This is a genomic window from Comamonas sp. Z3 (assembly GCF_008121565.1).
GTDB lineage: Bacteria > Pseudomonadota > Gammaproteobacteria > Burkholderiales > Burkholderiaceae_C > Comamonas > Comamonas brasiliensis.
The window spans coordinates 74,344-87,203 of sequence record NZ_VOQU01000001.1 but is presented as its reverse complement, the minus strand read 5'-3'; the positions used below and the strand labels follow the sequence as shown (position 1 = coordinate 87,203).

The 12,860-nt window shown below is 63.4% G+C and carries 5 protein-coding genes; 1 reads left to right on the top strand and 4 read right to left on the bottom strand.

The genetic code is table 11. The features are described from left to right. Positions 1-47: 47 nt before the first annotated feature. Complete coding sequence (locus FSY59_RS27510; RefSeq protein WP_222864287.1) at positions 48-509, bottom strand: DUF2829 domain-containing protein; 462 nt, start codon at positions 507-509, stop codon at positions 48-50. Positions 510-574: 65 nt separating this feature from the next. On the opposite strand from FSY59_RS27510, the gene FSY59_RS27265 reads away from it, so the two are divergent. Next, entirely contained in the window at positions 575-922 is a 348-nt protein-coding gene (locus FSY59_RS27265) for a hypothetical protein (protein WP_187427865.1), read from the top strand. 74 nt (positions 923-996) lie between these two features. Here the strand turns inward: FSY59_RS27265 and FSY59_RS00430 are convergent, their stop codons facing one another. The 3 genes from FSY59_RS00430 to FSY59_RS00420 form a co-directional block, all read right to left on the bottom strand. Continuing rightward, entirely contained in the window at positions 997-1,602 is a 606-nt protein-coding gene (locus FSY59_RS00430) for a lysozyme (RefSeq protein ID WP_148728257.1), read from the bottom strand. Between the two features lie 2 nt (positions 1,603-1,604). Next, positions 1,605-1,907 carry a holin gene (locus tag FSY59_RS00425; RefSeq protein WP_050874492.1) on the bottom strand — a complete coding sequence of 101 codons (303 nt, stop codon included), beginning with the start codon at positions 1,905-1,907 and terminating at the stop codon, positions 1,605-1,607. A gap of 150 nt (positions 1,908-2,057) precedes the next feature. Beyond that, entirely contained in the window at positions 2,058-12,857 is a 10,800-nt protein-coding gene (locus FSY59_RS00420; RefSeq protein WP_148728256.1) for a PLxRFG domain-containing protein, read from the bottom strand. Positions 12,858-12,860: the final 3 nt, after the last annotated feature.

Below are 12,860 nucleotides of genomic sequence, written 5' to 3'. Positions count from 1 at the left end.
ACGCCGATCCCCGCACGCGGGCTGCAGGAATAGGCGGATCTTCTGGCTCAGAAAGCTGAAATGCGCTCGCCCAGAATCACAGACAGCTCGCGCATCACATCGAGCTGGCGGCGCATGCGGGCCTGCTCGTCGTTCGCCAGCTCGCGGAACAAGGCATTGCGCAGAATGAACTCATCCAGCCTGGTGATTCGGATGTCCAGCTCTTGCTTCTCATCCAGCACGCGCTGCTGGTGCCCCGGCAGCGTGCAGCCAACTACCTGCCAGTCTTCAGCCAAGGTGTCGTTGATGCTCGGTGCCCAGGTGCTCACCGTCTCGTCTACGTTCTTGAGCGCCAGGTAGGCCGCGTAAGGAACCATCGCGCCCGCGCCGAAATGCTCCTTGGCCGCGCCGGTCTGCACCGGGTAGCTGGCAGCAGGCACGAGATAGATAAATAGGCCTTTGCCGTTCCAGCCTGTGCGCTGCAGGCGCTTGCCCAGCTTCAATTCCTTGATTGCGTCACCGAAATTCATTGAGGGTTCTCCTTGGTTTTGGGGATCACTGGCCAGGCTGCGCGGCAGGTTGCCGCATCAGCTGCGTGGCCATCAGCTCGGATTGCCAGCTCTGTGTATCGCTGGCTGCACTGTCCGAATACTTTTCCGAGGGCTCGGGCGTACTCGATGAGGGCGGCGGGGGAAGCGTCAGCAAGTCGCTGCTCGGCATCGGACAGTTGCTGGCGCAGGCCGTCACGCTCACGGCGAGCGCGATCAGCAGCAGCCTGCAAACCGGCCTGCTTCTGGATGGCGTCATTCAGGGCTCCTTGGTATTTGTCGTTGACCGTGCGTTCCACGGCCAGCAGACGCCGGCCGGCGGCCGTGCGTTCATCAGCGATCTGCTCGCGGTACTGGCTGGCCTGCAGGCGTTCGTCGGCCAGGTCCGCACCTAGACGGGCCTCCTGGAAGTACCAGACGCCTGCACCAGCGATTGCAGCCGCGACGATGTGAGTAATCGCCCTCACTGTCATGGCAGTACCCCGGCCATGAAGTGCCCATCCCGACCCCAGCTCGAGCACAACTCAGCTGTCGTGCCGCGCCGATCCACCAGCCCGGCCAGCACGGCGCTCTTGCCGTTGACCGTGCCGCGCACCCATTTGGGCATCTGAGCGCAAGCACCATCCAGATCGCCGGCATTGGCGAGGGTCCGCATCGTGCTGCCGGCCACGTTCGCCTCGCCCAGGTTGTAGATCATGTCTATGAGGCTAGCCTGCACCCACACGTTGTAGGTGCCCCAGTGACGGAACATGCGCTTTGCTGCAGCTTCGGCCGCTAGGTACATGGGCAGCTCAAGCCGCATGCAATCGGTCTTGGTGTAGTAGCGCCCGGCCACGACCTGCGGGCCAGTCACCCCATTGCAGACCGTCAGGGGCATGCCCTTGCCCACCTTGTCCACGTAGGGAGTGCCGATGTGACGGCCGCTGCTCTCGTAGTAGGCGCCAATGTCCATGGCGAGCAGCACCGCCTCGGATGGCTGGGGCTCACCGGGCGGCAGCATGCTGGCAGCGCCAGCCCCCAGCAGCATGATGGTCAGCGCGGTTTGCACCAGACGCTGCTTGAGTGTGGCGGGCATCGTCATAGCTCCACCTCCACTTCCCTATCCGTGCAGGCTGGCGTAGCTGTGGGAATGCCTGTGGTACGCATCAGCTTGATGCGCAGCAGCTGCTCCTCGCGGTTCAGGTCAGCCTGGGCCACGGCGCGGCGATCAGCCTCGCGCTTGTAGTACCAGTTCACCAGGGCCCCGATGATGGCCACCACCAGGCCCAGAATACCGATGGCGTTGGAAGAGGCCAGCCAGCCGAAAAAGCTCACGATGGCGCCGCCGCCGGTAGTCCGGTTGCCGGCATTCGCCATCAGCTCAATGGTTTCGTTCTTCATGCGGCAGCACCTCCTGTGCGAGAGGTGGCGGCATGTCCGTATGCGGCCGGCGCCGTTGTGTGTGTGATGGGCATCGAGGTTCCTTGGTAGGAACCGCACGCCCCGGGCAGTGAGTGTGTGGGCGCATTATCTTCACGCCCACACCTCGGATCAAGGGGCTGTTGTGGGCCCTTGCGCTTCCGCCAAAGATTGACGCACGCTCGCGCGAATCGACTTCGGGGCAGCTGCTGCAACGCGCTCGGCCTTGGTCTGACGCATCTTGATCACACGGCGGCGCACGGCCAGCATGTCGATGGTCAGGGGGCTCTCGGGGTTGCGGCGGTTCCAGTTGCGCATACGCTCCCGAATCTCCCCCTGCTTCTCGCCATCCTTGTCATAGACGGCCTGGGCCATGTCTGCAGTCAGGCGCTCCTTCATGGCCCGGTTCTGCCCAATCAGGTTCTGCTCGGTGGCCGTGGCCTCCTGCGTCTCCGCAACCGACTTGGGCTGGAAGCCGACAGCCTTTGCCACGGCCTCGCCCAGCGTCACATCGATGACCTTGCGGCCCTTGCTGTCCTTGTAGACCCCGCTGTCGGCCATGTCGTAGCCCTTGGCAGCATTGCGCACGGCCGTGGGCGATACCTCTAGAGCAGCGCCAGCAATATCCCCTGTGAGCGCCTTGCGAGCGCCAGTGGCTGCGCGCTGGATCAAGTCGCCAGCCGGTCCGATGATCTCCAGCAAGTCCCGGCTGTGGTCGCGCTTCTCGAGGAACAAACCGGTACCGGGGATGAGGTTGCCCATGCCCAGGCGGCCAGAAATATCGATTGGCGCGCCGGGCAGGCCCGACACCCCCTGCTCAATGAACTCCGCCAGATCCTTGCCCAGCACGTCCTGCATCAGCTGCTTGCGCCACTGCTTGACGCTCATGCTGTAGCCCATCAACTGCCCGCCGGCATCAATCAGGTCCTCAACGTCTTCAGCGAACGGCAGGCCGCCGGCGCCGCCCATCAGCATCAGCATGGCGATTGACCAGCCCACGGCGCGGCGGCCAGCTGCTCGCTCTGGGCTTCCTGCCTGCCCTTGGTTCCACATGCGCTGCATCAGCTCCAGATAGGACACGCTGTAGGTCTTGAAGGTGAACAGCGTGCCCCCGATGGTTCCCCGTGCCCACTGCGGTTTCACGGCCTTGGAATAGACGAACTGGGTATCCAGCACCGCCTTTCGTGCGAATGCGGAAGGATTCTGAATGCCCTGCTCCTTCGCCAGGCGGTAAGAGGCAATGAAGGTGCTGCGGCGGTTGAACTGCTCGGCCAGGGCGAAGGGCTGGCCCCATGCCACCTTGGTACGCTCCCATGCATTCGCTGCAGTTGCTCGAGCATTCCCTGCAGCCGTCCCATCACCGGCGCGCAGCGCACCCGCACCGCGGGCCTGCGACATCAGCTGGTGGATTTCCTGGGGGCTGACCACGCCATCGTCTTCGGCAGACTGCAGGGCCTTGGCAAGGTCGGCCTCGTACTGGAAGCCCCTGGTTCCCATGTCCTTGAGCGCGCGGGCCAGTTGCGCCCCGGCCTTCTTCATGCCGCCGTACTGGCTCAGCCATGGCAGCGTCACCTGGAAAGGCTGGGTCATGTTCACAAATGCCGAAGCCAGCGAGCCGCCCAGGTACTGGGCAAACAGCATGCCGCGCACGGCCTGCCCCTCCTCCTGGGGATCCTGGATGTAGCTGCGCAGACCCATCGCCAGATCCTTGAGCTCGCCTTGGTCCTTGGGGATGGCGTTGATCGCCTTGTCCAGCGTGCCCACGTTCAGGCCAGCAGCAGCCTGGCGCGCATTGGAATAGACAAAGTTCGCCACCACCCGGCCCACATCCTCAGAAAAGCCTGACGTGCCCTTGCGGTGAATCATCCGCTTGAGCGCGCTGTGGTTGTTCTTGGTGAGCTTCAGATACTCCTGGAATGCCTTGTCCTGGGCCTCGTTGCCTTCGGAGTCCAGGCCCAGCATATTGCCGAACAGCTCCAGGCTCTCCGGAGTCACCCCAGCAAACAGCTTGTATGCCTGCTGGCTCATGGTTCCCTGCTCCACCTTGGCGTCGGGGAAGGTCAGGCGGAAGTTGCGCGCGGCAGTGTTCGCCTCCCTCATCGTCTCGTACATGCCGAAGTACTGGCGCTCGCCGGCGGCGTCCACCACGTCCACCGTGTAGCGCCCGAAGCGAGACAGGGGGGCATAGCCGGATTCCTGCAGAGCCTTGGCATCCTCAAGACGCTTGCGGATCTGCTGCATCTGGATCGCCAGGCGGTCGCGGTTGTCGGGCACAGCCTTGGCGTCCTGCTCCAGCATGTCCAGCAGCAGCTGGCCCGCACTGTCCAGGGATGGCTGCTCGAGCACGGCATCACGCATGGCGGCATATCCATCGCCCAGGGTTCGCATCATGTCGGCGCGGGCCGTCATGTCGATGGAGCGATCAATGGCCGCGCGCGCTTCCCGGTACAGGCTGATTTGATCAGGGGTCGCACCGAATTGCGATTGCAGCTCTTTATCGCTCCACACAACGCCAGCCTTGAGAATCTTGCTCTCAAAACGGGAGTTGATCATGTTTTCATACTGCTGCGCGGGCAGGCCTTGCCACATGGCGAGCACGCCGGCGTCGATCCGGTTGGCCTTCAGCAGCATGGCCGCCTTGTTGTGTGCGCTCAGGTTGGCGTACTTCTTGACCAGATCCTCTACCAGGCTGGCCTGCCCGTTGATGTCACGAGCCCACAGCAGCGTCCCCTCAAACAGCGGGCGAGCAACTGCCTTGTTGTCGGCAGCTGATACCGGACGCTTGCGGTTCTTGCCCAGGATGTCGCCCATGCTGTCGACTCGAGGAAGGATGCGCGGCGCTTGGTCGGCTGCGTCGTTGGCGAGCATGCTCACATCGTCGATGTTCTGCTGTGCGGATTCGTAGACGGGCTTGAAGAACGGGTTGCGCTCGGCCAGGTGGCGCATGGTCCCCACGGTCTTGTCCCACATGGAGACTTTGCCGGGGTGGCTCAGGATGTTGTCGAGCTGGGAAAGCGCGCTGCCCTTGATGTCGGCCAGGCGCGAGCGGCTGAAGAGTGGCCCGTCCGCTAGTGGGCCTGGGCCAGCATTTCCTTGATCTTCGCCAGCGCGGCCTCGGTGTCCTTCTGCAGAGATTCGATCTCGGAGTCGGTCAGCCGGTTCGTAGCGCGCGAGGTAGCGGGCTTCCGACTCGGTGAGCGCGTCGAAGCCGTAGCCGGTGGCGGCGCGGAATTCGTTTTCGAGGTCACCATGTTTTTGTCGAAGGGAAGCCAGGATTTCAGCAGAGGGCTGAATTTTTGCACTGTACTGCTTGCCGGTCAATGCAATGACCCCGGCCACGGTACCGCCGCCTTCCCGAATATGGCTGGCCAGCGCCGCGAACGTGCCGCCCTGGGTCAGGGTGTCGTCCACCAGCAAATAGGGCTTGGCTTCCACCGCGCCGGCGAAGTCCACGGGTGCAAAGATGCGATCCAGCCCATCCATGCCTGTGCGGTGAGCCCGATTGGCCTGCACGATGGCGCCAGAAGTGGACAGCCCAAGTCGCTGGGCCAGCACGCCGGCCGCTGCCACAGGGATTCTGTTGCGCCCGGTAGCCTCCTCGGCCGCCACTGGCACCACCACCGGCTTGGAGTCCCCAATCGCAGCCCGCACCTTAGCCACCAGCTCGGGAGTCACAATGTCTTGAGCCAGGCGAAAGGCGGCCTCGATGTCACCGGCCTTGGCGGCAGCATAGTCAGGATGCGATGAGGCAGAGCCCAGGGTACTGCCGATGATGGCATCCGGCATGCTGGTCGCGCTGGTGCGGCTGAATGCAATGTCACCCGCCATTCCAGCGCCAGCACCACGCTCCACCCAGCTGCGGGCCGGGAGAATGAAAGACCGAATTATTTCGTCGTCAGTGACCTCGCTGGATTTGAACCTTGCGACATGCTGGCGCAGCCAGGAGCGGATCGCGGCCACTGCACGGCGCACAAAACCCATCTCGGGGCGGCTCTGGGCCCACTCGGCCAGCACCTCCTCGGCAGCCTGCAGACGGTGCTCGGGTGTCATGGCATTCCAAATCTGGTCCGCCGTCGCATCATCCAATGCAACGTCTCCGAGCTTCTTCTTATCCAGCAGACCATACTCGACCGCCTTGCGGCGCACGTCACCACGGCGCACGGACACGATCTGCTTGAGCACGCTATCCAGGCCGGTACCGAACACACCGCGCAGGCCATGGTGGCCCAGCGCCTCGTGCATCAGCACCCGGGCCACATCCTTGTCGGTGTGCAGCTGGCTGGCCAGCAGATAGGCCTTTCCTCCGTAGTAGAAGCCCTCGGGGTCACCATCGGCGCCACCACTGCGCTGTGCCTGGTCAGCCCGGCGCGCAGCTGCTGGGATTGCAGGATCTGCCATGTCATACACCACCGTGACCTCGGGGCCATTGGCCCAGCCCGCGCGAATGGCATCCACGGTCTTCTGTACCGCGCTCACAGCCTCCGCCCGGGCCTGGGCCACGGGCTGACCGTCGTTCATGGCCTGCAGGAAGCCGTCCACATCGAAATCAGCATCAGCATCCTGGCGGCGGAAACGGGTATCACTGTCGCCGGCAGCTTGGATAGCGGGCTTGTCGATAACCACCATGCGGGCAGAAACACCGGTGTTCACCGGCAGGCTCGGGTCCATGAATGAGCCATCGGGCAGCTTTTCATTCGTGGCGCCGCGCTCGTCCAGCCACTCGCGGAAGCCCTCGGCGCGCTTGTTCGACTGGAAGAATGCGCCCTCACCCACGATAGCGACAAGACGGCCACCGGGCTTGAGCAGGCCATAGGCATGCTGCACATGCTGAATGTCGCGCCCATTGGAAAAGGGCGGATTCATCACGATCCGGTCGTACTGCTTGCCTTGCAGCTCCAGGAAGTCGGAGCCCACCAGGTTGTAACCTTTGGCCTCCAGCAGCTCGCGGCGCGTGTTGGACAGTTCAGCCACATCAGGCTCCACGCCGGTCTGCTCACGAATGGCATCAGCAATATGCGCCATACCTGCGTGTGGCTCCAGCACTTCCATGCCTGGCTGAATCTCGGCCGCATCAATGGCAGCCTCTGTCGCGGCAGCGCCGGTTGGAAAGAAGTCCAGGCCATCATTGGAGCGGCCCACCATGGAACGCTCGAGCTGCTTGATGCGGTCAGGCTCGGCACGCTCCTGGCGCAAGTTCTGCAGCTCGCGCAGGGCGCTGCGGAATTCGGCGGGGGTTTGAATGCCCATGCGCTGCAGGCGCTGACGCTTCTCCAGTGTGCTCTCCAGCTGCCAAGGCAGCGCCAGCACCTTGGAGCCTTTGCGCTTACCCAGCTTGGCAAGATCCTCCACAAACGGCATGCCCAGTTGAATGCGCTTGTCGCCATCACCCTGCCACAACCCCTGCTGCATCGCCTCACCAGGCGACAGAATCACGCGGTTTTGGCCGCGCTTGATCTGCAAGACCACAGCTTTGCCCACCAAATCGCTTTTCCTGATGGCGCGCTCGGCCAGATCCTTGCTGGCGTAGTCTGCAAAGCTCCCCTTGGTCTTGTTGCCGAAGTGGCTCACACTGAGCAGGTTGTCTTTCGCCCAGCTCGTGTAGGCGTCAGTCACATCGTCCGCAAGACGGGCAAGGGAAGCCCCTATCTTCTTGCCGCCGTCGATTTCCAGCAACTGGCGCGCCAGGCCGGCAAGATCGCTGCGGTACATAGTGAAGCGGGGGAACTCGGCAAAGTCCACCGTCTGGGCATCCATGGGCGCATGCTTGTTCTCTTCGACTGCAGCCCAAGAGCCATGCTTTGCCATCAGCTGCTGCACCTTGGCAGAGCCCAACGCCTGCAGCAATTGAGACAGCTGCGTCTTGGTGCGAACACCATCCAAGAACTGGACCCTGCCCGCCTCGATGGCATCCGCCAGGTTACGCATGGTCCCGGCATAGGCCTTGCTGCCGCGTGCGGCGTCCTCGGCCGCATTGGCCATGCGAGCCCGGCGGGAGGTATTGGTCTTGCGGTCGGCCCCAAGCTGCTCGTCTGCGCCTTGGTCCAAGGCTTCTGCCATGGCGCGCAAGCGCTCTACCGTGGTCTGGCTCTTGTCATCCTCGAAGGCGTCACGGCGCTGGTTGGCCAGATCCTGCGCCTGCGCTGTATCCCCGGCCACCAGCTTCTGGAACGCCTCGGCCGCTTCACGGGTACGGAACTGAAAGCCCGGTACCGCGCCATTGCCGCGATAGCTGCTGTAGCTGCCACCCAGGCGCTTGGCGCTGCTGTTGAGGGTGTCGTAAGCATCGCGCTCCACGCGCTCGGCCAGCTGCACCACAAATAGGTCATGCCCATGTTTGGTGTGTTTGGTGGCGATGATTTCGCCGGCCGTGGTGTTACCGGCGCTTTGCACCGTGACCCGGGCCCGGCGCTTTTCCGCCTCGCGTTGATCCTTTGTCTGCTCGGCCTCTAGGGCATCAAACTTCTGGCGCTGCTCGGGTGTCAGGCGCAGATAGGCCGCTTGGCTGGTTTCCCCCTGATCGGCCCAATGGCTCATAAAGCCGCGGAAGTCCTGCAAGGTTTTGGGATTGGCCAGCGCCTCTGCCTCTGCAGTCCGCTGCGCTTTGAATTCCTCGCGCAGCGCCTTGATTTCAGCAGCCCGGGCAGCCAGGTCTTCGGCCGTGGTGTTGCCCACCAGCTCGCGCAGTGCCTGGGCCTTGTCGGCCTTGTTCTTGGCAATATTGGCTGCAGACAGGAATTGAATGCCTGGCCCATAGCTGCGCCCCAGCGCGTAGGTATCCAGCATCTTTTGATAGGCAGCCAGGACGATGGCGTCCTTCTTCTCGCTCCCCATCCGATAGGCAAACGCCGGGCCTCCGGCGCGCAGCAGCTTGTCCTTTGTCAATTGCTGCAGCTCAGAAAGCACCGCATCCTGGTTGGATTCCAGCTCGGCAAAGGCGCTCTTGTAGTCATCCAGCGCCAGCTGGCCAGAGCTGATGCCGTCCTCGATGGTGTTATGTCGGCCAAGGAATGACACGGCCTCGGCCTCGGCTTTTGGTGCGGCCTGACTTTCCTTGGCGGGTGCACGCTGCACGGGGCCAGCCTTCAACGCACGCGCATCCGGGGGCGTGGAATGGGTTCGCGCCCCCTCGTTTGGCTCATTCACCCAGGCGTCGCCCTCCTTGCGCACTGCCTGTACCTTCACGCTCCACTGCCCATCGGCATCTGGCGCGGTGTAGGCAATCACACGGTCATGCCCGCCGTAGCTCTTGACGATGTTGCCAGGGATGAAATAGTCGGCTCGAGCCTTCTCCGCGTCACCATCCTGTGCCGCGCGGGGCTTGCGTGCCGGCGTTGACTTTGCAGCCGGAGCCAGCTCGTCGGCCGTTGTTGAGTAACCTGTGCCAAGCGCGTTATCACCACGAACAACCACCCGGCCTGTGTCGGAGACGCTTTCCACGGTTCCGCGGTGGCCCTTGTACAGGCCGCTCGTGATTTCAACTACCGCGCCCACCGATGGAGTGAATGCCGCGCCGCTACGCTCAGTACCTGCAGCCTTTGAATCGACAGCGCCCCCACTGGTGCTGCTGCTAGGAAATTCGTGGGCCGCCTCCAGCAGCTGATCGATGGGTGCATCCAGGCGGATCGTCTTCACGTCCTTGCCCTGCTCGCGCGCTGCCATCCATTGGTGGTGGCCGTCCAGCACATGGCCGTCTTGGGAAACCAGAATGGAGCGGTCGCCACCCTCGTAGCCCAGAGCCTTCTTCACCTTCTCGCGCGAAAACTCGGCCTGCGTGGGCTTCAGGCTCGAGGCGGGCACGGTTTCCTCCTGGTGCGCGATACCCCGGGCGTTCATGAAATTGACCATGGCACCGCGGTGCTCGGCCTTGATCTGCGGCATCTGGGCGCGGGGCACGGCCTTGGTGCCCGAGTCCGGAGCAAATGCGGCCCAGCCGTTGCCCAGATCCTTGCCCTCGACCTTCGGGGCCGCTGGTTGCGCATTCTTGGTGCTGGATGTGAGCAGAACTGTCCCGCCCTTGCCCGGCTTCATCACATATCCCGGATCGTTGCGGCGGGAGGTCTGAGCTCGGAGTACGGATTCCGGGATTTCATCACCAGCCGCAATGGTCACTTCGGCTCGTGGATGCTTGGGATCCAGCAATTCCGCAACCTGGGCTTCGTAGTCGACAGGTGACTGCACAGCAGATGATTTTGCTACTTCTTTTATAGCTTCATTGCTTTTCTGCATTGCGATGAAAGCTTCTGAATTCATAGCGCTCAGCACCTTTTCGCGGTTGCCGGCGCTCATTTTTTCCCAGGCCTTGCCCTCCAGGTTCTGACGAATGACCTTCGCCATCTTGGGCACGGCCGCAAGCACGGCGCGCTGCACATCGGGCTGCATGGCATCCCATCGGGCGCCAGCGTCCTGGTCAGCCTGGGCCACTTGCTGGCGCTGGGCGTTGCCCTCCCGGGCGATTTCCTCTGCCTTGCCGGTTGCCGCTTGCGCAGCGGGTGCCGGAACCTTGGGCTCAGTGGGGGCGGCGGGTGCGGGGCTGTCCGTGGGCTGCACCTGGCGCACGACATAGCCGCCCTCCACCTTCACCGGCTCCCATCCAGCGCCAGCCGCCTGGGCCGCTTTCACAGCTGGCAGCGTCACGGTGAACGGCTTGCCCTGTTTGTTCAGGATGTCCGGGGCGGCCTGGGCCACGCGCGCGGCGCGGTCTTGCTGCGCGGCCAGCTGAGCCTGTGCATTGCCTTCGCCTTCAACCTGGTCGACCTGCGCCCGGGCTGCTGCTGCTTCTTGCTGTGCCTGCTGAATGTTCTTCAGCCGGCGCTGCTCGTTCGCCTCCTGAATGTCTACCGGGCCGCCCTTGGCCGCGTGCTCTGGCAGTTCAGTGGGGTTGGGACGGTATTGACGGCCAGACCAGTCGGCGGCGCGGGCCTCCGCTTCTGCGGCCTGGTCCTGCAGGTCCGCCATGCGCTGGGCTGGCGAGAGCAGATCCAGCTCCTGCTGCAAGGCTGTACGCTGGGCCAGTGCCTCGTTGGTCCAGCCCTGATTGCGCCCCATCAGGCTCAGAAAGTTCAAATGCTCCTGGATCTGGCCGGCGCGCTCCTCGGGTGAAATCTCCCCTGTTTCCGCATCAATCCCTTGTGCAGAAACCTCGGGGCGCTCATTATTTTGAGTGCCGAGAGCTAGCATCGCTGGCGCTGCCTGCTGGGTCGCGGCAGCACCGAGATTGGCTGCACGAGACAAAGCCCCTCTAGGCTTCAGTACAGGCAGCGGAGTATCCCTGTCTGCCAATGTCAGTCCGCCGGTATCCCATTGGCGTTCCGGCTTTGCAACCGACAGGGGCGGCAGACCCGTATCAACCTCGATGCGCCCGGTATCCAGCTGGGGCGGCATGGCCAGCCCAGTTTTTTGCTGCACGGCATCGTGATCAAGCACGGGCGGCGCGATGCCATCCATCCCATTACCTCGGCGCGCCAGATGCATACCACTGGTTTCAAATGGGCGATCCATCAGCATGCGCGGGTCATACGACCAATCTGGTGCAGCACCCAATTCCGTCTTGAAATCCGGAATGTCTTGCGCGCTGAAGTCCAAAGGCTGCCCACGCTCAGGCGCAGGAAGAAGGGCGTCAGGTGGAAACGCACTCACCAGTGCCTGCGCCTGGCCCTCGACATAGCGCTGCACATGGGCTGGCATAGCGCCTCGCTGCAGAGCTCCCAATAACTCCAGGGCATCCTTCCTGTCATCCCCCTGGGCAACCTTGGCCACCGCGGACAGATCCTGCAGCAGCTTCAACTGTGCTTGTCGACTTGAGGAGGCAACAGGTTCCACATTAGCTGCAACGCCTGGCGTGGTGGCCCAATCTGCGCTGCCTCCAATAGGCTGCAACACCTGGGAATCAGTCACAGAACTAACAGCACCTTGCGCTTGTTGTGTATCCGCTTGCGACTGCGCCCCCTTGTTTCCCACAGCAATGGCCTCATCCAACGGGTTGCCAGGCGCTTGCCCAGCTCCGTGCCCACCAGTAAGCAACGAAGTGCCCGCGCCCGTCATGCCGCCCAGCGCAGCGCCCATGCCGGCGGCAGCTGCCACCCCCTTGGATGGGTCAATGCTCGGATCAAAGGGAATAGCCGCGCGCTGGCCCTCGTATTGGGTAACACCTTCCTCCACGGCTTCTTGGGCGGCCTCGCTCAGACCGGTCTTCGCTGCACGCGCAGCAGCGCCACCGCCGAATCCCTTGGCGCCCGCCAGCAGCTTTTCCGCACCGAAAGCGCCGCCAGCACCACCCACCAGAGCCGGAATCACGCTGGCTTGGCGTGCTGCTGCCGTGGCCTCTTCCTCCGTTGCCCCGGCCTTGATAGCTAGGTCATAAGCGGTACCGGCGGCATCACCGCCAGCCATGGCGGCGCCTGCAGCAACACCACCAGCCCGTCCAGCGCGTTCGATGCCCTTGGAGGCCATGCCTGCAGCACGGGCAGCCATGCCGGCCCCCTTGACCGCTGCACCTGGACCCACAAAGGAACCAGCAGCCTGCGCGGCAGCCAGCAGAGGGTTCTCGGCAATGTAGCTACCGACAGCCCCCAGCTCACCCATCACCCCATCGGCGTTTTCCACCCCTTCGCGGAATTTCTTCTTCGAGGCCTTGACCACATCGCTTTGGGACTCTTCGCCGGCCTGGATGATGTTCTTGTCAATCCAGCCCGATACCGCATTGCCGGGCTTGATGAAGTTGGCCGCAGACGACAAGCCACCGGCGGCCGCATTGGCTGCCTCGATTACGGTGTCATTAGCCACGGCCATCAGGCCGCGACTCTTGGGCGGTTCATCGGCCGCGGGCGCAGCACCAGGCGTGAACGGACTCACATAGCCTGCACCGATGCCGGCGGCGTCCAGATCGTCGAAGGAGCTGAGCGCGCGAGGCGTAGGGGTCTTTTTCTTGGACATCTT